Below are 22,385 nucleotides of genomic sequence, written 5' to 3' on the forward strand. Positions count from 1 at the left end.
CAACGTGTTGATTTTCTTTGCAAAAAAAAGGGGCTACGCGAGCCCCTTTTTCGCGTCTGGCGTAAAGCCGCAGCGCAAACTTAAGCGGCTGCTACTTCCACGAATTCGTCAGCGCCATCAGCTGGCACTGCACGAACGACTTCATTACCGGCGCTTGCGCGGCCTTCGATAATGGCGTCAGCAATGCCGCGTGCATACAGTGCAACAGCTTTGGATGAGTCATCATTACCTGGGATCACGTAATCGATACCGAGTGGTGAATGGTTGGTATCAACCACGCCAATCAGTGGGATGCCGAGTTTCTTGGCTTCGAGGATGGCAATTTTGTGGAAGCCGACGTCAATCACGAAGATCGCGTCTGGCAAAGCGCCCATATCCTGAATGCCGCCAATGTCTTTTTCCAGCTTTTCAATTTCACGCTTGAAAGTGAGCTGTTCTTTTTTGTTGATGGTGTCCAGACCAGCTTCTTGCTGGGCTTTCATTTCCTTCAAGCGCTTGATAGAAGTCTTGACGGTCTTGAAGTTGGTGAGCATACCGCCCAACCAGCGCTGATCAACGAATGGCATGCCAGCACGAGCGGCTTCCATAGCGACGATTTCGCGTGCTTGGCGCTTGGTGCCAACCATCAAAATAGTGCCGTTGTTTGCTGCGAGTTGTTTAACGAACTTCATCGCCGCTTGATACATCGGCAACGACTTTTCGAGGTTGATGATGTGAATACGGTTGCGGTGACCGAAAATGTACGGAGCCATTTTTGGGTCCCAGAAGCGGGTTTGGTGTCCGAAATGAACGCCAGCTTCCAACATTTCACGCATAGTTGTCGACATAAGAATACTCCTAAGGTTGTGTCTAAAATCAACGCTTATCACACGTACTGCCTGAGATTTTTTCGAAAGCCGTGGTGCGACACCTTTTGTGGTTGATTTGCGATTTGCTTGATAAAAGAAAAAATTTATTTCGTCAAGCCATCAGAGTATAGCATCCGAAGTGAGCCCAATCCGGCATTGACCCCCAATACAGGCAACAGATTTACATGAACCAAGCACAGACAAATCCCGCTGCAAAGCCGCTACACACACTGGATATTTACGCCGCCAGAACACAGCTGCAAGCAGGACGACTCAGCCAAGACGAGATTATGCAAAGCGCCGCCGGAATCGTTGCGAGCACCGCTTGCGACCACGTGTTCATACCTAACGCAGCGCCGTCCTACCAAGTTAATCCGAGGTTGCAGCAACTCCCCCTAGCTGGCCTGCCGATATCAATTAAAGACTTGTTTGATGTTGCCGGCCAAGTCACAACTGCTGGATCCACCGTGTTGAGCGACAAACCAGCAGCTAGTAAAGACTGCCCAGCAGTCGCTAGACTGCGAGCGGCAGGCGCCCTGCTCGCCGGTCGCACGAATATGGTGGAGTTTGCATTCTCCGGCATAGGCCTTAATCCGCATTTCGGCACACCAGTCAATCCGGCCGATCCGCATGTCGCCCGCATACCCGGCGGCTCTTCCTCTGGCGCGGCAGTATCGGTTGCCAGCGGTGCAGCGTTCGCTGCGCTAGGCTCAGACACCGGTGGATCTTTGCGCATACCTGCCGCCTTATGCGGCTTGGTGGGCTTTAAAAGCACCGCTAGATTAGTGCCGACACATGGCGCTGTGCCCTTATCAAGCAGCATGGATACAGTTGGTGCAATAACGCGTTCGGTTCGCGACTCGATCACGCTGCACCAAATACTGGCCGCACAAGACCTCAAGCCAAACGCCAAACCGCTGAGTCAATGCCGCTTCGCCATCGCCAGCTGCTTGATGCAAGACGCGCTTGACCCAACGGTTGCAGCCGGGTTTGAACGTGGCCTGCGCTTGCTCAGGCAAGCCGGCGCGCAAATCGAAGAAGTGGCGATGAAAGAACTCAGCGAGCTAGCCGGTATTAATGCCAGCGGTGGTTTGTCAGCTGCCGAAAGCTATGCTTGGCACCGGCAGCTTATAGCGGCACGCCAAGCCGAATACGATCCGCGCGTGTCCATACGCATACTTCGTGGTGCCAGCATGAGCGCTGCCGACTACATAGACTTGCTGAATGCTCGCAAAGACTGGATTGCACGCATGCAAACCGGCATGGCCGGCTTTGACGCCGTAATCTCGCCAACCGTAGCGGTGGTAGCCCCTAGTATTGCCAGCGTACAGCACGATGACGCAGAATTTTTTCGGGTCAACAGCCTGATGCTGCGCAACACTTCGGCGGTCAATATGCTGGACGGTTGCGCCATTTCCCTGCCCTGCCATAACGCAGAGCAACTGCCAGTGGGACTCATGCTGTGGCATGGCGCGCTACGTGACGATGCACTTTTGTCAATTGCTCTGCAAGTCGAAGCAGCACTTGTGCCAGCAAGCTAAAATCTGCCCCACCGAAAAAATAATTTGGCCGCTTAGGCCATTTTTTTTGCGCGCCCGCAGGTCTTTTACAAAAACTACAAACATGCTACAGCTGATTTTTAAACGCGATTTGAAAAGACACACAGCGGATCACTACCAATGAAAATCGCCGTCATTGGTGCAGGAATCATAGGCATCACCAGCGCTTACGAGCTCGCTGTCAACGGTCATCAAGTCACCGTGTTTGAACGCCGCAGTGCAGCCGCAGAAGAAGGCAGCTTTGCTAACGCCGGCGTAATTGCCCCCGCATACGTCACACCTTGGGCAGCGCCTGGCATGCCGTGGAAGATCGCCAGTCAGTTATTTAGCCAACACGCGCCGCTTCGCCTAAGCCTGCCGCTGACGTTTAGCGAAATCGGCTGGGCTTGGAAGTGGATGCGCGCTTGCAAGCCAGAGACCTACAACCTAAACCGTGCGCGCATGCTCAGACTAGCGTTTTACAGCCGCGACCGGCTGCACGACATCAGCCAGCAGCATAGTTTCGAATACGACAGCAGCTTGGGTTACAGCGTGCTGCTGCGTAGCGAAAAAGACATGCGCCAAATAGAGCCGAGTTTGCAAGTCCTGCGAGATGCACAAGTGCCGTTTGAGCAACTGAGCGCCGCGCAAATGCGCATCAAAGAGCCGGCCCTCAATCCAGACACGCACTTAGAAGGCGCTATTTATTTACCTAATGACGAGGTCAGCAATTGTCGCCAGTTTGCACTGATGCTAAAAAATAAAGCCCAGAGCATGGGTGTTAAATTTGAATTTTCTACCAGCGTGAGCAGCATTAGCAGCGGCAAGCCAGTGAATGTTTTCATCAGCGGCGAAAACGCACCCAGAGTGTTTGACCAAATAGTGCTGTGCGCTGGTGCAGATTCAGCCCGGCTGTTGCGGCCATTAGGTATAAAAATTCCGCTCGCAGCGGTTTACGGTTACTCGGTTAGCGCCTCGATTCGCGAACCGCTCAACGCACCAGTTAGTGCGCTAATGGACGAGCATTACAAAGTTGCAATCTCACGGCTTGGTAAACGCGTGCGCGTAGCTGGCACGTTTGAGCTAGGCGGCTCAATCGACAAACACAAAACTGCTTCACTGCAAACGCTTTACAAGGTTTTGTACGATTGGTTTCCAGGCGCTGCAGCACACCTAAGCAGTAGCAGCAGTATTCAAGAATGGAAAGGCGCACGCCCGATGTTGCCGGATGGCCCACCTATCGTGGGCGCCAGCGGTTTGACCGGGCTGTGGCTGAACATAGGCCATGGTGCCAGTGGCTGGACACTGAGTTGTGGCAGTGCGCGCGCCCTCGCCGACATGATTGACTCCCGCGAAACCGCTATAGACATGGACGGCTTGGGCGTCAGTCGACTGCTTTGACCGACACCTGATAAATGAGCCCACTCAAGTCAAGTATTGAGGCAGACCTAAAAAAAGTATCCATTAGGGCCGAATCATTTTGCAGCTGCTAGCTTGCTCAGCACGCGAAGCCGGTATGCTCTTGACAACCGCAAAACCATAGCCCGAGCCCTCCACATCAAACGCAATTCCGGGCGCGCCCTGTTTACCCATTAATGCGACTTCCAAGGGTTGCTGAAACTGATGGTCAGACGCGCGCATAGTGCCTTGTCGACCGGCTAAAGAGACCACCGCTCGCTCCATCTGTGCGGCAATTGCGCCAGCTTCTAAGCTGCCAGCTTTCTCTACACTTTGCGCCAGCGCCTCAATCATCAGTTGCATGCGCATATGCACATAATCGTCCTCGGGTTTGGGAAAACGCTGGCGAAAAGATTGATAAAAAGCCTGTGATTGCGCGCCAGCAACGTTGGGGAACCACTCGGCTACCGCTAACACTTTGCCAACACCCGCATTGCCAATAGCGGCCGGCGCACCCAACGCATTGCCGTAGAAAGTGTAGAACTTGCCCTCATAACCCACTTCACGCGCGGCCTTAATCAACAGCGTTAAATCATTACCCCAATTACCCGTTAAAACCGCTTGAGCGCCGCTGGCCTTGATCTTGACTGCATAGGGAATGAAGTCTTTAACTCGGCCCATAGCGTGCAACTCATCACCGACAATTTTTACGTCTGGACGCAAAGCCGCCAACTCACTACGCGCTTGTCTCAGCACCGCCTGACCAAAGCTGTAATCTTGGCCGATGAGATAAATATTTTTCAGGCTTTTATCATCTTTAAGAACATCCATCAGCGCGGCCATGCGCATATCAGCATGGGCATCAAAACGAAAATGCCAGTAACTGCATTTCTCGTTGGTAAGAGCTGGATCGACTGCGGCGTAGTTTAGAAAAATCACTCGCTTTGAAGGTTCGCGCTGATTGTGTTTATTAATCGCATCTATCAACACCAATGCGGTTGCCGATGAATTGCCTTGGGCCACCACATGAATACCGTCGTCAATAGCAGAACGCAAAGCGACCAATGCCTCTTCGTTCTGACCTTTGCTGTCGTAACGCTCCACAACTAAGTTGCGCGCACCGTCTGGCAGCAACACGCCACCGCGTGCATTTATCCGCTCGCTAGCCCAGACCAGATTTTTAAACACCGCTTCACCAGTATTAGCAAACGGACCTGACATGCTCTCGATTAAAGCGATGCGAAGCGGTGGCCGAGCCACCACAGCAGGCGCGTTTTGCGCTGCCGCAATATTGACAACCAAGCCGAAGAGAAAAACCGCAACGCTTGCGGGCATAAAGTGATGAATTGAAGGGTGACGCAAGCGCGAAATAAACGGTTTACGCAAGCCCTTAGTAAGGCCTGCAAGGACTTGTTTCAAGAGCCCGTCTGAAAAAATATACATCTAAAAAAGTCCTTGAAAATTTATCGCCTGTGACTAACTGATGAGAATGCGGCAATTACTGTGAGTGCCGCAAAGTGTAGGTGTATCGACCTTTTTTACTTTATTTTTCCTCAGGAGTTACTATGTTTTATTCAATCACCAACCGTCCTTCACGCCAGTCCCTCCATGCATCCGCAGCGTTGGATAACGCCGCATTGCAAGCCTTTCTTGAAAGTACTTTTTCAGTCTTAAAACAAGAAATTCCCAAACCCGCTAGCGCGGATGAAGAAGACAACATTTTCAAACTAGTCTTGGACGTGCCAGGACTGACCCGAGAGCAAATTGCTATTGCCATAGAAGCCGATGTGGTTCGCATTAGCAGCAATGCCGACGCACCGCGAAAGCTCAATACAGCTTATCGATTTCCCACTGAAATTAATGCACAAAACAGCAGCGCAAAGCTTGAAAATGGTGTGTTGACGCTAAGCTTGGGTAAGCAAGTTTTGGCAAACAAAGTCGTAAAACTAGACATTAACTAATACCTATATTTAAATAAAAAAAGCGCTGAACGGCGCTTTTTTTATTGCCCAACTTTTAATACGTGACTAGATTTTAAGAACTTCCATCCCAGCTTTAACACTCATCTTGAAGCGCTAATCGCTATCAATCAATCACCACCTTCTCAAACCGCAGACAATAGAAAGTCAGCAAAAGCGCTTTATCAAAGGCTTTAAGCAGCGCCAGCGCTTGGCAGTGATTTGGCGCCGAGTTCTGCCAAGCTCCAACGCGGCTTAACGTCAAAACTATAAGCGCCGTCTAGTGCTTCTAGTCCAGCTTGCAAACGCATACCAGCGGCCAATGCAATCATCGCGCCGTTGTCTGTGCACAAATGCAGCTCTGGGTAATGAACGCGTATACCGCGCTTGGCACAGGCGGCATTTAACTGATTACGCAAATCGGCATTAGCACCCACGCCGCCGGCGACAACCAAGCGTTTGAGACCCGTCAAAGTCATAGCGCTCATGGCTTTTTTAAGCAGTACTTCGACAATTGCCGCTTGCGTCGAAGCGGCTAAATCCGCTTTGCGGTTTTCCAGCTGATCACCGAGTTTTTTCGCTTGCGTGAGCACTGCGGTTTTCAAACCTGAGAAGGAAAAATTAAGGTCGCCACTGTGCATCAAAGGACGCGGTAAATTAAATGCCTTGGCATCGCCCTGCTCGGCGAGTTTTGCCAAATGCGGACCGCCCGGATAGGGCAATCCCAACAGCTTGGCGGATTTATCAAAGGCCTCGCCCGCCGCATCGTCAATGCTCTCACCCAGTAGCGCGTAAGAGCCAACCGCATCAACACGCATCAACTGGGTATGCCCACCTGAGACCAACAACGCCACAAAGGGGAACTCTGGCGGATCTTGGCTTAAAAAAGGAGACAGCAAATGGCCTTCTAAATGATGCACGCCCATGGCCGGTTTGCCCAAAGCCGCTGCCAGCGCACAGGCCACGCCGGCACCCACTAACAAAGCACCAGCAAGACCGGGGCCGCGGGTGTAGGCCACCACATCCACATCGGCCAATGTTAGGTTGGACTGTTTAATAACGTACTCGGTCAGTGGTAATGCACGGCGTATGTGGTCACGGCTAGCCAGCTCGGGCACAACGCCTCCATAAGCTTGGTGCATGGCAATTTGGCTATGCAGCGCGTGCGAGAGTAGCCGCGGAATAGCATGGCCTGCGGCATCAACCAGCGCCACGCCGGTTTCATCACAACTTGATTCAAATCCCAGAACAATCATGTGCTTAGTGTAAGGCGCGCGTGATCAGTTGCGGCGACTCGGTGCCAAGAGCAGTCAATTGCTTGGCTAAATTTCAAAAAGCTGTCGACTTAGAATCTGGAGCAATTAAAAAGCAGTAACTAAAACTGATCTGAGAAATAAATTTCAGCATGGCAAAAAATTACATCTCTAAACTATTGTTTAAAAAGCGATGAACACCAATACAACGGGGAGATTTAGTCCATCAAGGCGCATTTAATTGAAGTGTTTAAGCACGCAGACGCTTACTAACTGTTTCTGAAGCAGACACTTTAATAGTTTTATTTTTAGATGCTTTTCGCGCTAACAGTAATAGCTTCCCCAATGGCAGCGGCTTTGGCAGCGTAAAAATATTTTGCGTTAAACCACCGACCAATACCAAACATAAATCTTCATTACCCGGAATTTGTTTAAGGCTGCTGACCAACTCAAAACAGCCCAAGCCTGTGCTGTCGAGGTCTGCAATCACCATATCAGCAGGCTCACGCTCGAAAGCGGCTAATCCATCCTTGGCATTGCCCACAACCATTACCTCAGGCGCAATAGGCCATTTTTTGAATGCGGCTTCGTACTTTAGTCTCAATGTGCTGTTGGCTTCGAGCATCAATATTTTAAAACGTTTGCCTTCAGAAGGCTTTCGCGCAGTGGCAAGCTTTAAGGATAAGTTGTCAACGCTAAAGGCAATAGGAATGGATGCAGTGGGCAGGCGTAAGTCAGCGAGTTTGTCTTTTGCGCCATACAAAAGACTGTCTATTGATGCGCGCATCACTCGCCTGTGACCGCCGGGTGTTTTCCAAGCTGATAACAATCCACTGCCAACCCAGAACTGGACAGTACCTACTGATATACCCAGTAAATCAACCGCTTGCCTAGTGGTGCAAAAAGTTTTTTCAATAACCATACAACCCTTGAGTATTTAGAAATTAATAAATAATTTTAGTTACTTTTTAATCAAATGGAAGCTGATCATATTAATTTTTAACATATATTTAACAATTGCTATAAGGGCTTTAACGCTGATTAAGCGATGTAGATGCACGCCATAAAAAGTCCATTCTGAAAGCCAAGTTTGAACGCAAGACAAAAGCGCAAGTCATCTTGTGCGTAAGGCCTGTAAAAATAGTTGGGTCCTGCTGCATAAGTAGAGACTTTCTAGATGCTCGACTTTTGCATTTTGAGCAATACAACACCGTCAAAGTCTTTCAGACTAGCTGTGAAAGCGTCAATCTTGGTGAAGATGCTTAATGCCAATATGCATGCCTATTGACTGATGGAGCGATCACGTCAATTTCAAATAGGCCTATTAAAAAACGCTGAGAAAAAATAATATGGCCTGCGCCGTACTTTACTAGTCCCAAACGGCAAACCAAGACCTGCAGATTGTGGCCAAAATTCAAAGCACGCCTGTATTAGTGACTCACGATGAGGACGAAACCGTCTTATTGACTGAGAAAATTCTCATGAAGCGTAATGGCCTAACTGCGACATTTGGCGAAGTCTTGTATGTCGAGCTAAAACGATACCGCACCCATGCGCAACTCGACGAGACTCAGCCATAACTGCAATGCCGCAAAGCGGTGATCAATTTTCTCTACACCTGCCAATCGCATGTAGAGAAATTACCGCCTGACAGCGAGTCACCAACCAACACACCCACAGAACAATGCCTATTGGGGTGAGCAGCCTAAAAAACAGCTAAATGACTGATAAAGAACGGTTAATGGGCGGTTAATGGGCGATTAAAGGACGGCCAAGTGCCAATGAATTGCAGAAAGGTTGATAATCCGAGACCGTTAAAAATTCGGCAGTCTGCCTACTCTAAACATTCTTCATGCCGACAACAAAAGCTAAGCACTGCCCAACTGACATTTTGATTGATACCGCCATCGACATTGTTTACCTCTGGGTGGACGGCTCAGACCCCGTTTGGCAGAAAAAACGCAGCCATGCCTACGCCAGCTGGATAGATCGCAACCCCAATGAACTCGCTGTATTTGGCAACACAGCGGGGCGTTACCGCGACAACGGTGAGCTTCGATTTAACCTACGCGCTCTAGAAAAATTCTTTCCCCAACACGGTCATATCTACATAGTCACAGACAGCCAGACGCCGCGCTGGCTGCGCCGTCGCAGTGGTTTGAGCGTGATTGACCACAAAGACTTGCTACCAAAAGGCCAAGGGCCAATCTTTGACTCGGGCAATATCGAGTCTTACCTGCACCGCATTAAAGGCTTGTCAGAGCGATTCATCTACATGAACGACGACGTCTTTTTTGGTGCACCGGTCGATACCAACTGGTGGTTTGGCAACAAACCTAAAGTTTTTTTAGAGGCCTCTGAAGTAGCGGATTTTGAGCACTACCAGCCCGGCGAGACATCGCTGGTAAACGCCTCTTTGTTATCGCGTGACTGGCTAGGTAAAAAATACCCCAGCTACCAACACGATGCCCGGGTTTTCTCACACGCACCGCGGCCCATGCTTAAAAGCGCTATGCAAGAACTTGAAGGTCTGGCACCGACATTATTTGAGCAGGTACGCTCGACCGTATTTAGGTCTTGGCGCGTGCCCGCCATCGTGCCCGATTTAGTGCCGCGCTGGATGGTCCAAATGGATTACGCCGAGCAACTCACGCTGGACCCACTGCACATCTGCACTTGTGACGCGCAGGCAGAGCAGCAACTGATGTTTCTAACTACGCACTTCGGCAAGCTGCCCTTCTTTTGCATTAACGACACTTGCGACGAAGCGCTCGACGGTGATTTGCGACTTCGGCGCGTGAGTAAAACGCTAGAGAGTTTGCTGCCTGAACCCTGCTCATTTGAAACCGCTTACATACCCAAAACGCAAGAACAAGACGCGCTGAGCCAGACCAGCGACTGCGCAACATAGGCATAAACGTCAACAAACACGACGCTAAACTGAAGCGGAAAAATCGACCCTGGGAGCCCATCAGATAGAAATAGGAATAGCTGGCACAAGTTTTGCATCTATTAATTTGGACGCAACGAGGCGCCCGCCTCTGCTCAATATGAGCAGAGATTGTGCATAACGGCGTGCGCAATGCTAGGCCCGCTATTCAAACCTATCACCACTCCCAAAGGCCTAAGCATGACCGGATACTTCCGTAGCTTTCTCAAAAGCGGCCATTCCCCGACTTTGTTCGCAGCATTTCTTTATTTCTCATTTTCTTGCTGCATCTGGGTGCTCAATGGCGCAATGGCGCCCTTCATCTCAGAGACCTTTAATCTGACACCAGCCGAAAAAGGCTTGATGTTGTCAATTCCAATAATGGCCGGCGCTTTGATGCGCTTTCCACTCGGTCTGCTGTCGCAATACATAGGCCGTAAAAAGGCTACGCTGGTCGAAATGGCCATGATTGCAGTGGCCATGCTGTTCGGCTTTTTCTTCGTCCAAAGCTTTAACGACTTGCTCGCCATGGGCGTTTTGCTAGGTATTGCCGGCGCAAGTTTTGGCGTAGCACTGTCACTCGGATCGGGATCATTTCCAGCGCGACACAAAGGCATGGCCATGGGACTAGTTGGTGCGGGCAATGTAGGCACGGCACTCTCAGTACTAATTGCGCCGCCTTTGGCTCAAGCTTTTGGTTGGGTAGCAGTCTATGGACTGGCAGCAATCGCCATCAGCATCCCCATGCTGGTGATGATTGTGTTTGCGAAAGAACCTGACGATTTAAATGAACACGCCAGCTTTAAAGAACACATTGCCTGCTTGTTTGAAAAAGACGGCTGGGCCTTTAGCCTAATTTACGCCGTGACCTTTGGCGGCTTTATAGGCTTGGCAACTTTTCTGCCGACCTACTATTACGACCAGTTTGCAGTCAGCAAAATACAAGCCGGCCAACTCACTATGTTGGCCGCATTCATGGGCGCGGCACTCAGAGTTTTTGGCGGTTGGATTTCAGACCGCTGGGGCGGCATCAACACTTTAACCGTGGTGCTGCTCACGATTGCCGGCAGCTTATTAGCTTGCAGTTTTGCTGGCGAATCATTGACCGCCACTACCTTGTTGGTGATGCTGTGCTTTTCAGCATTGGGTGCGGGCAATGGCGCGCTGTTTCAACTCGTGCCCTTGCGCTGGCCAGCCGCAACGGCAGTGGCCGGCTCCATGATTGGTGAGATTGGTGCGTTAGGCGGCGGCTTGGTACCAGCGACTATGGGTTTGTCAAAGCAATATGCCGGCAGCTTCGCTTGGGGGTTTGTGCTGTTTGCTTGCCTCGCCCTGTTGATGCTGCTGATGCTACGCAAAATGCAACAACGCTGGACTCGCACTTGGGCAGAAAAAGGCGGACGCGCGCGCGTTGCTGCGAGTCATACAAGTGCAGCACCAGCAAAAGTTCCAACACCAGTAGTTACCGCCACAGGTCGAATCTAACTAATCACACTTTGCAATCGAGTGGTGAGTAGAGGTCGCTAGAGTGCCTTCATTCTTTTCACTCTTTGGGCCTATTCAAATTAATAGACTAAAGAGTTTTCTAAAGATTAGTAATACAGATTTCTAGAGCTGAATGGGTTTAACCATCCAATGGTGAAATGGTGAAATGCTCAAATAAAAGAAAAAGAGACATCCACTTTAGTGAGCTCAAGATCAAGTAATTTCATCTGCTGCGCGCTTGATAAAAAATACAATTACAGCGAGTTAAAAGATAAAATTAATCTGGATCTCTTCTTAAATGTGGATGTACCTTTTCGATTTATTTCCGTTCTAGAATGTTGATGTATCTTTTTGTTGATGTTTCTTTTAACGCAACGATACGCACAGAACAAAATTGCGTTAAAGCGTAGTTCGGCAAAAAAGACCGCGCGTTAGAAAAAAATTTTCTCTACAAAAGCAAAACAGTTTAAATGGCAAACACAAAACCAACGCTGTCCGATGCTGGACTTTGGCAACCAGTTACCGATAAAAACTATCTTTCATCTTCCTACAATGGAACGGTCGTAGCTAATCACACCTTAATTCCAATTGGAAATTTAGGCCAATATGGATTACTCGTTAATGGTTGGGCATTTACAGGTTCGCCGCCTGCATTTTCATCAACTGTTCCAGTATCTTTAGCGTTGTTTACGCCTTCTGCACTAGGTACGGTAACAGTCAATACGGCCGCATATATTACAGACCCCGTTAACAACGGCAGTCAGTCGTTAATCGTTGCGGACTTTAATGGTGATGGGAAACCAGACATATTCTTAGCGCCCTACAACGAGACCCCGTGGATTGCAATGCCCAGTACTGCGTACTTGTCAAACGCCGATGGTGGGTTTACCAAGGTCAGATTGACAGATAAATTGATAGCCCACGACGCGCAATTGGTGTCGGTTAATGGGAAACCTACCGTTGTCACCGCTACCTATCAAACGGGAAAAAGTGGGGATTACAGTCCAAGCTACACATTTTCAGATGGTCGATTTTTTCAAAATCTCAGTTCAGCCCTGACTACACCTAACGGCGGATCCTCAATCACGGCAGGAAACATCGGTCCTAATGGAGAGCTTGAGATTGTTGTTGGTGACATTGCCGTTAATTACAACGCGGCAACGAACCACGCAGAGGCTATGAATATACAGGTCTTTTCAGGGGCACAATCTCAGTCAAGTCCGTTACAGATCATCACGCCATACCTCTCAACACTGCCTCAATACAAAGATTTTGTTAGTCTTTCGGGGCCTGGTACAACTCATACGTATCGGCTATGGACGGACGATGTGAACCACGATGGCAAGCCAGACGTTCTCGCAGGCGAATCCATGTGGAGTGCTTCGAGTTCGAAGTTCCCATCAGCACTCCAAATTCTCATCAATAAAGGAGACGGTACGTTTAAAGATGCAACTGCCGCATTAAATCCAGACATGAATCTCAATGTCTCCGAAATGGATTACAACCCAAGCTTCATCGACATTGATCACAGCGGCATAAAAACATATCTCTTTGCTGGCAGCACTAGCTGGAATGCGCCATCGCGACAAGCGGATTATGTTTTATTAAATGATGGGACCGGGCGCTTATATGTCGCAATGCACGATCAATTTAAAACCCTTGCTGCATCGGTATATTCTTACTTAGGAATGACTTTTAATTCCACGTCAACACCGCCAGTCTTTATTGCAGTTCCACAAAGTGACGGCTCTTTAAACTTTGTGGCGGAAGTTCATTCGGCAATAAAAGACACTGCGCTCGATGCTTATACGACTGTCTACGAATACGTTAACGTTTTGTCCCAATACAACCCAACAAACGATTTTTTAGAAAGTGTTGTCGTTTCAGATCGCAACAACTCCATGTTGATGCGAACATGGGCCGGTAATGATACGTTTTACGATACCAACGCAAACGTAAAACCAGCACATATAGACGGTGGACTAGGCATGAACACAAGCGTTTATAGCCACAACATGAGCAGTTACACCATCTCACGCGGTAATGAGGGAAGCGTGACGGTAACTGGTAATGGTATTGCCGACACGCTTGTGAACATTCAAGCTCTGCGTTTTTCCGACAAAGCCAGCAACCTACAAATACAAGCTCAAGCTGAGGCAGCGCCAGCCGCCGACGTCACCCGATTGATTGAACTTTACGTCGCATTTTTCAACCGCGTACCCGATGCCGACGGTCTTTCTTATTGGATAGCAAATAAAGTAAGTGGACAAAGTATTACCCAAATTGCCGATGCTTTCTATAGCGCTGGTGTGCAGTACAGCAGTCTTACCGGCTTTACCAGCACCATGAGCAATAATGACTTTGTCAACGTCATCTACAAAAACGTTTTGGGTAGAAAAGACGGCGCCGATGCAGAAGGGCTAGCCTTCTGGACGGTCAAGCTTTCTAACGGTAGCGCATCAAAAGGCTCGTTGGTTTCTAACATCTTAGACTCAGCTCACACCTTCAAAGGCGATACGAATTACGGTTACGTAGCTGATCTCCTGGACAACAAGATAGCCGTTTCCAAAGCTGTAGCTATTGACTACGGACTTAACTACAACAGCGCTAATGAATCAGTGAGCAAAGGTATGGCAATCGCAGCGGCAATTACAAGCATTGATACAGCGGTGGCGCTGACACTCACAGGCTTGAGTGTGGCGGATTTACATTTACTTTAAGACTGGCGGATTCAAGCTTGAAGTGCAACCGTATGCTGATAGGACTCTAACTGTTCCATAAAAACCTGATGCGGCGTTCGATACCCTAAACATTTTCTAGGACGATGATTGAGCCTGTGCATCGCTAAAGCAATGTCATCGTCGGTGATGCAATTAAAGCGCATCCCCTTTGGGAAAAACTGGCGAATCAAACCGTTCATATTCTCGTTCGCCCCACGCTCCCACGAGGCGTATGGATGGGCGAAAAAGAAATCTGCACTCAGCGCAGAAGCTATTCGTTCATGCTGGGCAAATTCCTTGCCGTTATCAGTCGTGAGAGTGTGCACGCAATGAGCGAACGGTTTGAGTAAAGTGATTAACGCGTCCCCTACGGCTTGCGCTGTTTTGAATGGCACGTGGAAAATTATTGAATAGCGAGAGACACGCTCATTAATCGTCACTAGTGCTTGCTTCTGCCCGGCACCAATCACCAGATCAGCCTCCCAGTCGCCAAAGCGCGCACGCTCAAGCACGATGTCGGGTCGCAGTTCTATTGAGACCTGGTGAGAGATGGTGCCGCGCCGTTCACGGCCACTGCTGCGTTTTTTTCGCGTCTTCTGGCAACGCAGTGTTTTATGCAAGGTGCCGCCCGCGCGTTTGTCAGCGTAGATGTACTGGTAAATGCTCTCATAGCTAACACCGGGTTGGTGGCTAGCTTCGAGGTGGCCGCTGATTTGCTCGGGGCTCCAAGCCTCAGCCAACTTTTCCTCCACTACAGCCCATGTCGAGTCAGCAACTCTAGGACTATTGGCGCAGGCAAGTCTACGTTCTTGGGCTTTGTCATTTGCCTGCTTAGGGCGATAGCCTCGTAGACCGCGGTTACGACGCAACTCACGGCTGATGCTCGATTTATCACGGTCCATCATTTTTGCAATTTCACTTTGATTGAAGTTTGCTTTGACGAGGATTGCAATCTGGTAACGTTCGTCACGGGTGAGGTGTGTGTAAATCATTCTGGGCAACTTTGACTTGGTAGTCGGGAAGCTTGGATGCTCTCACATCTCACCCACCCGTACGGTTAATTTCAAAGTTGCACTTCAGACTTGAATCCGCGACTTTAAACAAAAAGAGAAATCTACGTTAGTGGGCTCAAGTTCAGGTAATTTCATCGGCGGACTCAATCTTGAAGTGCAACCGTAAGCTGATAGGACTCTAACTTTTCCATGAAAACCTGATGCGGCGTTCGATACCCTAAACATTTTCTAGGACGATGATTGAGCCTGTGCATCGCTAAAGCAATGTCATCGTCGGTGATGCAATTAAAGCGCATCCCCTTTGGGAAAAACTGGCGAATCAAACCGTTCATATTCTCGTTCGCCCCACGCTCCCACGAGGCGTATGGATTAGCTAAAAAGAAATCTGCACTCAACGCAGAAACTATTCGTTCATGCTGGGCAAATTCCTTGCCCTTATCAGTCGTGAGCGTGTGCACGCAATGAGCGAACAGTTTGAGTAAAGTGGTTAACGCGTCCCCTACGGCTTGCGCTGTTTTGAATGGCACATGAAATTATTGAATAGCGAGAGACACGCTCATTAATCGTCACTAGGGCTTGCTTCTGCCCGGCGCCAATCACCAGATCAGCCTCCCAGTCGCCAAAGCGCGCACGCTCAAGCACGATGGCGGGTCGCAGTTCTATTGAGACCTGGTGAGAGATGGTGCCGAGCCGTTCACGGCCGCTGCTGCGTTTTTTTCTCGTCTTCTGGCAACGCTGTGTTTTATGCAAACTGCCGCCCGCGCGTTTGTCTGCGTAGATACTCTGGTAGATATGCTGGTAGATATGCCGGCAGATATGCTGGTAGATATGCTGGTAGATATGCTGGTAGATGCTCTCATAGCTAACACCGAGTTGGCTTCTAGCTTTAAGGTGGCCGCTGATTTGCTCGGGGCTCCAAGTTTCAGCCAACTTTTCCTCCACCACAGCCCATGTCGAGTCAGCAACTCTAGGACTATTGGCACAGGTAAGTCTTCGTTCTTGTGCGAGTTGGTTTGCCTGCTTAGGACGATAGCCTAGTAGACCGCGGTTAGGGCGCAACTCACGGCTGATGCTCGATTTATCACGTTCCATCATTTTTGCAATTTCACTTTGATTGAAGTTTGCTTTGGCGAGGATTGCAATCTAGTAACGTTCGTCACGGGTGAGGTGTGTGTAAATCATTCTGGGCAACTTTGACTTGGTGGTCGAAAAGCTTGGATGCCCTCACATCTCACCTACCCGTCCGGTTAATTTCAAAGTTGCACTTCAGACTGGAATCCGCGGAATAAAAAACTTTATGGAATCAATTATTAAATTTCAGCGGCGTCTATTTTTAAAAAATAGTCTGTTGTGTGCAGGATTTATTTCAACCAATACGAAAGCATTTACAAAGCTAAAAAGAAGAAAAAAAAGAGCCCAATTTTTTAACTGAAAGCCACTTAATAAAACCATGGTTTGTTAAAAATATAAAACTTGAAAACCCAAATAAAACAGCCAATAAAAAAATAAAAGAGTTAGACGGAGAAGTCAAAAGAGCCACGCATTGGACTGTGTATTGGCTGCGTTTGGTAGTTAAGTACCAACAAAATCCATTGCGTGCTGCACGAGCAATAGCGCACACCCAAGTGGCAATGAATGATGCGTATTTTCACGCCACACAAATAAACGCACACAGTGCTTTAGCAGAGTTGGCCGCCCATAGAGCGGCGTCTTTGGTGTTACAGCATTTCTACCCCAATGAGACCGCTGGAAATATCGATGCGCAATACGCTTGGATGCGTGCACAAATCATCACGGATGAAGAAAGCGAAGCGATTGCATACACGCTTGGCCAGCAAATAGCAACAGCGGTGATTACACGCAGCATGCAAGATGGCGCAGGACGAACTTGGCCCATACACAGCAGGCCAAAATATTTTTCTGGCATCTGGCAAGCGAGCTACCCGCTCTACAGCGTCAACCCAACAGAAGCCTATGCGGGCGAGTGGCAGCCGTGGATAAAGCCCTCGCCGAATCGTTATGAACCCCCAACTGCAGCGCGACCTAAATCAAGCCAGCACAGCAGCGAGACACAACAGGTATGGGAGGTATCAAAGCACTTGAGCGCAGCACAAAGACAAGCCGCACTGGATTGGAATTTAGACAGCGGCTCTGTCACGCCGGCAGGCGTGTGGATGCAGCACACTGTAAAAAATTTAATTAATAAAAGTGAACCAGAACAGCGTCATCAGTTCGCCACCTGTGCAACCATGTTAGCAACAGTGAGTGTTGCGATGCAAGACGCACTGATTGCCTGTTGGCGGATTAAGTTTCGCGACTGGAGCGAGCGGCCTATCACCGCTATCCGGCGTGATCTGGACAAAACATTTACGCCCTTAGTATCACACCGTCATTTCCTGGCTACGTTTCTGGGCATGCGACTTTGTCGGCTGCGGTAGCAGAAGTTTTAGGCGCGATATGGCCTTTGCAAGCGGATATTTTTAATGCGATGGCACAAGAAGCTGCAATGTCTAGGCTGTGGGGTGGAATACATTTTCACAGCGACAATTTGGAAGGCTTAAAGCTGGGAAAAAGCGTGGGGCAGGAAGTCATTGCATCTCTGAAATAACTAAGACAAATTAGAAATAATTTACGTCAGAAACCTTTGATGCAACGACAAAAAAACTTAAGACACCGAGCGCAAACTGAGCGATTGCGGTTGACTCCAAACCGCACCACACTGCGCCTGAACCGATGCCACCAAGCTAGCGCCATTAGAGCTTAAAAGCAGCAACTGATTGCGCACCTGCTCTGGAAAATCCCACTGCGATTTTTGCACTTCATAGCGCGCATCTCTTGAAATAGTCAGCAGGCCGTATTGATCAGCGTTAATCACAAATAAAGTAACGGCGAATCGGTCTACCTTTGAATGAGATCGCCACTGCAAAGATGATTTGTTTTGAGAAACGGATAAAGGCTCAACAACACAGCTTTGCAAGTCATTGATAAAAAAATGCGGTGGTTGGGCTTGCAAGTCCTGAATCGAAAGCGCTGGACAATGCCGGCTGACAATCACTTTGACAGCGGCTAGCGGCACAGACACCGGTGAAGTAAATACCCAATGGTTTCCGACTAAATGAAGATCGACTGAATCGAGTATGCGGCCTTCAGGCAAGACCACGGCTAGTTGCAAACGGTAACTTAAAAGCGCATCACCTGACCAAGAAATATGCGGTTTAAGCTCGGGTTTTTGGGAACCCTTGACGGGAGAATTAACTTCAAAGCGCTCGCACGCTTGCTGCGCAAGCTCTAAGCTATCTGCAGCAACAACAGCACACGCATTAATGCTCACAAAAACAAAAATCAATCCCTTTGCAAAAAGTTTCCAAGTATTGAAGTTAAGGCGTATTGAAGATAGACGCGGCATAAAGTTAGCCTAACGATTGGTATTGGGCTGTAGCGGTGAGTTGTCAGTTGAAACACCAGACTTAAATGACAGCGGAGAGACACTAGGCCTAGGTGCAGAAGTAGGAATAGACGGTGCGGACGAAACACTGGAAAGCGCTGGCAAAATTGACAGCGCAAAAACCCAATCAGCATAAGATTGCGCCTCTTCAAAATTACTAAAGCGGGTATCAAAACCAGTTTGCTGAATCGGCCTACCCGGCGCCAGACTGTAAACGCCGACAATAAAACCGGCTGGATCTTTTACCAAACCCCAGTTTTCCAAACCCGTCATGGGGTCTGCATAAATTTTTCGCAGGTGACGCTTAAGGCCAGGGCTGCGATTGTCTTTGAGTAACTCTTCAAGTGTTCGCGGCCCCCGCAAGGCAGCAGCGGCTGGCAACGCACTGCTTAGCGGCACACTGCTGTGCGGCGCATTAGCAAAAGCTGCGTAACTGCGCAATGCAGATGAAAATTCTGAGCCGACAAATAGCAATGATTGTTCGGCATCACGCCGCGCCATCTGCGCACCTAGGCGAATTGCAGAGCTAGCAAGCAAAGCAATCACAGCGATTAAAGCCAATAACAAAACATAGGCAAAACCAGCTGCTTTAACGCTTCGAAAAATCTGAGTTGACGGCCGTACTGACTCACCATTGCGCATAGGGTTTGCCATTTCTATCCGCGCCTTGCGCACCACTTTTAAGGTCATAAACCCGGCCTTTAAAGCCAATGGGAACATCAATGATTTGCCATGCAGTCGATGACTCAGCGATAGGGTCAACCGGTAAATCGCGTAAATAATTTTTTTCTATCAACTCATTGAGACTGTCTGGATAGCGCCCAAGATCAGCATAAAACTTGTCAATCACATCCCGGGTCAGGCGAAGATTCTCGCGCAGCACAGTCTCCTTAGACGCTTCTATTTTTTTGACATAAAGGGGGGACACCAAAGTCAGCAAAACAGAAACAATCGCCAGCACAATTAAAAGTTCAATCAACGTAAAGCCTTTGCTAGGGGTGTTTGCGCAAGGCCTTCCAAGGCGGTGATTATTTAGACCACTAAGGCGATTGCTTGGAACAATACAGCGCTTAGTCGAGTGCTTTGAGAAACGCGTAATCCAGCTCATAAAGCCATGCCAAGACAATCGCCTCTTAAGCCAAAAAAATAATACGGTGATTTTTAAGTAGGCCACAGTTACCAGCGTTTCAGAGCAATGCCATTAAGACCGGTTAAGGGCGATTTACTAAAAATATCGTAAACATCGACACCCTCTAAAGGATTGCTGGCTTCTGATGCATAAGCGCGCAAGCCCCAAGTTTCAGCATCTGGAAGATCAGAATCTTCATTAAAAGGATCACGCGGGATTCGGCGTAGAAAAAAAAGTTTGCGGCGTTTTGGGTCGCGCTGATCGTCCACCCCATCAACCAAGATCTGCAAGGTTTTAGGGTAAGCCGTGCTACCGATATCACGCGCAAACCTTCCTTCATCAGCGGCTTTTTTATACGCATCAATTGCCGTACGCACCTGAGCTAATGCAAGGCGTAATTGCTGCTGTTTACTACGTTGCACCTGAACCTGGGCAACCGGAACCACTATGACGGACAAGCTAGCCAGAATTGCCAAGGTGACCAAAAGCTCAAGCAAAGTAAAACCACGCGAAGCGCGTAGCGTGCTTGAAGACGCAAGGTTTGAAGAAAATAGCATGGCTTGACTGCTAATGATCACGGCTTGATGCGCAGCGAATAAAGCGGTGGCGGTAGCGCTGAGGCCGCAAGCGCTTTACCACCAAGCGCCAGAGGTGCCATCGACAAGACCTTAAAAACCGGTAATTGAGTTGATTGCGTGGATTGTTCGGACGGCGTGGATTGTTGCGATTGAGCCGGCAAAGCAATCACTTTGAAATTGACAGTTGCCACTACGCCAGCACCGCTAGCGCCAGTCTCGGCGCTACGCGAATTGGTCATAAACAGCTGCCCGCTTGGATCAATGCGACTGGTAAAACTGGTCTCTACAGCGCCTTGCTTTAAAAAGTCACCCTCAATCACTGAAACAATTTGAAGACTCTTAGCATCAAAATCCAAAGTCAAAGGCAGGCTGACCACGGGCACACTTGACTGCATCACCAGACTTATTGCAGCCGTGTCACCCACTTTGAGCTCTGCCGGGCCTTGCCAAGAAAGTACCGGGGCTTGACTGGCTGCTGGAGCAACATTGTCTTTAACGGGTAAAGATTGCGCCGATGTTTTAAGCGCCGATACGTCAGATGCAGTAGATCCGGTAGGCACGACTTTGACAAAATCAAATTGCGAAGACAATGCCAAGCTTGCAAGATTGGACTCGGTACCAGAATCAAACTCAAGATTAGATTCCACCGGCTTTTGCAGGTTGCGCAAAATACGCGGTGTGATGGACAGTACGATTTCAGTTTTGGTGTTGTCATCAGTTTGCTGACCAAACAAACGCCCCACCATGGGAATGTCGCCAAAGCCAGGCACTTTATTGCCTGTGCGCCTGTCTTCGCTGTTAATAAGCCCTGCAAGTACTTGGTTCTCACCGTCCTTTAGGCGCAACATAGTTTGTGCTGTACGGGTTCCAATTTGATAGGCAATTGAACCAGATTTGGTTTGTATCTGGCTGATGATGTTGCTCACTTCCAGAGAAATTTTTATCGCAATTTCACCGTCGACAGAAACGGTAGGCTCGACATCGAGCTTTAAACCCACATCCACGTAATTAACCGACTGGCGGATTCAAGCTTGAAGTGCAACCGTATGCTGATAGGACTCTAACTGTTCCATAAAAACCTGATGCGGCGTTCGATACCCTAAACATTTTCTAGGACGATGATTGAGCCTGTGCATCGCTAAAGCAATGTCATCGTCGGTGATGCAATTAAAGCGCATCCCCTTTGGGAAAAACTGGCGAATCAAACCGTTCATATTCTCGTTCGCCCCACGCTCCCACGAGGCGTATGGATGGGCGAAAAAGAAATCTGCACTCAGCGCAGAAGCTATTCGTTCATGCTGGGCAAATTCCTTGCCGTTATCAGTCGTGAGAGTGTGCACGCAATGAGCGAACGGTTTGAGTAAAGTGATTAACGCGTCCCCTACGGCTTGCGCTGTTTTGAATGGCACGTGGAAAATTATTGAATAGCGAGAGACACGCTCATTAATCGTCACTAGTGCTTGCTTCTGCCCGGCACCAATCACCAGATCAGCCTCCCAGTCGCCAAAGCGCGCACGCTCAAGCACGATGTCGGGTCGCAGTTCTATTGAGACCTGGTGAGAGATGGTGCCGCGCCGTTCACGGCCACTGCTGCGTTTTTTTTCGCGTCTTCTGGCAACGCAGTGTTTTATGCAAGGTGCCGCCCGCGCGTTTGTCAGCGTAGATGTACTGGTAAATGCTCTCATAGCTAACACCGGGTTGGTGGCTAGCTTCGAGGTGGCCGCTGATTTGCTCGGGGCTCCAAGCCTCAGCCAACTTTTCCTCCACTACAGCCCATGTCGAGTCAGCAACTCTAGGACTATTGGCGCAGGCAAGTCTACGTTCTTGGGCTTTGTCATTTGCCTGCTTAGGGCGATAGCCTCGTAGACCGCGGTTACGACGCAACTCACGGCTGATGCTCGATTTATCACGGTCCATCATTTTTGCAATTTCACTTTGATTGAAGTTTGCTTTGACGAGGATTGCAATCTGGTAACGTTCGTCACGGGTGAGGTGTGTGTAAATCATTCTGGGCAACTTTGACTTGGTAGTCGGGAAGCTTGGATGCTCTCACATCTCACCCACCCGTACGGTTAATTTCAAAGTTGCACT

19 protein-coding genes and 2 pseudogenes are annotated in these 22,385 nt (G+C 49.0%); 9 read left to right on the plus strand and 12 right to left on the minus strand.

The annotated features are described in order from the left end of the window. Positions 1–80 precede the first annotated feature (80 nt). Positions 81–827 (minus strand): 30S ribosomal protein S2, encoded by a 747-nt coding sequence (gene rpsB, locus HC248_RS10885; protein ID WP_168922494.1) that lies wholly within the window; start codon positions 825–827, stop codon positions 81–83. Positions 828–1,033: 206 nt separating this feature from the next. Here rpsB and HC248_RS10890 point away from each other — a divergent pair, with 206 nt between their 5' ends. Further along, positions 1,034–2,389 carry an amidase gene (locus tag HC248_RS10890; protein ID WP_168922495.1) on the plus strand — a complete coding sequence of 452 codons (1,356 nt, stop codon included), beginning with the start codon at positions 1,034–1,036 and terminating at the stop codon, positions 2,387–2,389. A gap of 138 nt (positions 2,390–2,527) precedes the next feature. Beyond that, positions 2,528–3,787, plus strand: coding sequence for a D-amino acid dehydrogenase (locus tag HC248_RS10895; RefSeq protein ID WP_168922496.1), 1,260 nt, complete (start codon positions 2,528–2,530; stop codon positions 3,785–3,787). A 63-nt stretch (positions 3,788–3,850) separates the two neighbouring features. On the opposite strand, the gene HC248_RS10900 is transcribed toward HC248_RS10895, so the two are convergent. Continuing rightward, the gene (locus HC248_RS10900) at positions 3,851–5,119 is read right to left on the minus strand and encodes a branched-chain amino acid ABC transporter substrate-binding protein (protein ID WP_168922497.1); all 1,269 of its coding nucleotides are present in this window, start codon (positions 5,117–5,119) and stop codon (positions 3,851–3,853) included. 230 nt (positions 5,120–5,349) lie between these two features. Here HC248_RS10900 and HC248_RS10905 point away from each other — a divergent pair, with 230 nt between their 5' ends. After that, positions 5,350–5,745 carry an Hsp20/alpha crystallin family protein gene (locus HC248_RS10905; protein ID WP_168922498.1) on the plus strand — a complete coding sequence of 132 codons (396 nt, stop codon included), beginning with the start codon at positions 5,350–5,352 and terminating at the stop codon, positions 5,743–5,745. A gap of 191 nt (positions 5,746–5,936) precedes the next feature. On the opposite strand, the gene tsaD is transcribed toward HC248_RS10905, so the two are convergent. Further along, positions 5,937–6,998 (minus strand): tRNA (adenosine(37)-N6)-threonylcarbamoyltransferase complex transferase subunit TsaD, encoded by a 1,062-nt coding sequence (gene tsaD, locus HC248_RS10910; RefSeq protein ID WP_168922499.1) that lies wholly within the window; start codon positions 6,996–6,998, stop codon positions 5,937–5,939. A 247-nt stretch (positions 6,999–7,245) separates the two neighbouring features. Next, on the minus strand, positions 7,246–7,917 hold the full coding sequence (locus tag HC248_RS10915) for a helix-turn-helix domain-containing protein (RefSeq protein WP_168922500.1): 672 nt from the start codon (positions 7,915–7,917) through the stop codon (positions 7,246–7,248). 481 nt (positions 7,918–8,398) lie between these two features. On the opposite strand from HC248_RS10915, the gene HC248_RS10920 reads away from it, so the two are divergent. The 4 genes from HC248_RS10920 to HC248_RS10935 all read left to right on the plus strand — a co-directional run bounded on the left by HC248_RS10920 (position 8,399) and on the right by HC248_RS10935 (position 14,129). Next, entirely contained in the window at positions 8,399–8,575 is a 177-nt protein-coding gene (locus HC248_RS10920) for a hypothetical protein (protein ID WP_168922501.1), read from the plus strand. A gap of 272 nt (positions 8,576–8,847) precedes the next feature. Then, on the plus strand, positions 8,848–9,906 hold the full coding sequence (locus HC248_RS10925; RefSeq protein ID WP_168922502.1) for a Stealth CR1 domain-containing protein: 1,059 nt from the start codon (positions 8,848–8,850) through the stop codon (positions 9,904–9,906). Between the two features lie 219 nt (positions 9,907–10,125). Continuing rightward, positions 10,126–11,409 carry an MFS transporter gene (locus HC248_RS10930; RefSeq protein ID WP_168922503.1) on the plus strand — a complete coding sequence of 428 codons (1,284 nt, stop codon included), beginning with the start codon at positions 10,126–10,128 and terminating at the stop codon, positions 11,407–11,409. A gap of 470 nt (positions 11,410–11,879) precedes the next feature. Then, positions 11,880–14,129, plus strand: a complete 2,250-nt coding sequence (locus HC248_RS10935; RefSeq protein WP_168922504.1) for a DUF4214 domain-containing protein — start codon at positions 11,880–11,882, stop codon at positions 14,127–14,129. 11 nt (positions 14,130–14,140) lie between these two features. Here the strand turns inward: HC248_RS10935 and HC248_RS10940 are convergent, their stop codons facing one another. Next, on the minus strand, positions 14,141–15,121 hold the full coding sequence (locus HC248_RS10940) for an IS30 family transposase (protein WP_168920864.1): 981 nt from the start codon (positions 15,119–15,121) through the stop codon (positions 14,141–14,143). Positions 15,122–15,285: 164 nt separating this feature from the next. Beyond that, a pseudogene (locus tag HC248_RS10950) lies at positions 15,286–16,237 on the minus strand (IS30 family transposase). A 497-nt stretch (positions 16,238–16,734) separates the two neighbouring features. Between HC248_RS10950 and HC248_RS10955 the strand changes: the two are divergent. Both HC248_RS10955 and HC248_RS18000 read left to right on the plus strand, forming a co-directional pair. Continuing rightward, entirely contained in the window at positions 16,735–17,580 is an 846-nt protein-coding gene (locus HC248_RS10955) for a phosphatase PAP2 family protein (protein ID WP_168922507.1), read from the plus strand. Next, entirely contained in the window at positions 17,565–17,750 is a 186-nt protein-coding gene (locus tag HC248_RS18000) for a hypothetical protein (RefSeq protein ID WP_168922508.1), read from the plus strand. The genes HC248_RS10955 and HC248_RS18000 overlap by 16 nt, the downstream gene beginning before the upstream one ends. A gap of 57 nt (positions 17,751–17,807) precedes the next feature. On the opposite strand, the gene HC248_RS10965 is transcribed toward HC248_RS18000, so the two are convergent. The 6 genes and pseudogenes from HC248_RS10965 to HC248_RS10990 form a co-directional block, all read right to left on the minus strand. Further along, positions 17,808–18,548, minus strand: coding sequence for a hypothetical protein (locus HC248_RS10965; RefSeq protein WP_168922509.1), 741 nt, complete (start codon positions 18,546–18,548; stop codon positions 17,808–17,810). A gap of 9 nt (positions 18,549–18,557) precedes the next feature. Beyond that, entirely contained in the window at positions 18,558–19,277 is a 720-nt protein-coding gene (locus HC248_RS10970; protein ID WP_202882372.1) for a hypothetical protein, read from the minus strand. Then, positions 19,216–19,650: a type II secretion system protein gene (locus tag HC248_RS10975; RefSeq protein ID WP_420372020.1), complete on the minus strand. Its 435-nt coding sequence runs from the start codon at positions 19,648–19,650 to the stop codon at positions 19,216–19,218. The genes HC248_RS10970 and HC248_RS10975 overlap by 62 nt, the downstream gene beginning before the upstream one ends. A gap of 113 nt (positions 19,651–19,763) precedes the next feature. Further along, positions 19,764–20,273: a type II secretion system protein gene (locus tag HC248_RS10980; protein WP_168922511.1), complete on the minus strand. Its 510-nt coding sequence runs from the start codon at positions 20,271–20,273 to the stop codon at positions 19,764–19,766. A 17-nt stretch (positions 20,274–20,290) separates the two neighbouring features. Then, the gene (locus HC248_RS10985; RefSeq protein WP_168922512.1) at positions 20,291–21,298 is read right to left on the minus strand and encodes a cohesin domain-containing protein; all 1,008 of its coding nucleotides are present in this window, start codon (positions 21,296–21,298) and stop codon (positions 20,291–20,293) included. A 21-nt stretch (positions 21,299–21,319) separates the two neighbouring features. Next, positions 21,320–22,301 (minus strand): annotated as a pseudogene (locus tag HC248_RS10990) (IS30 family transposase). Positions 22,302–22,385 lie beyond the last annotated feature (84 nt).

Origin of the sequence: Polaromonas vacuolata, assembly GCF_012584515.1 — a bacterium.
Classification (GTDB): Bacteria; Pseudomonadota; Gammaproteobacteria; order Burkholderiales; family Burkholderiaceae_C; genus Polaromonas; species Polaromonas vacuolata.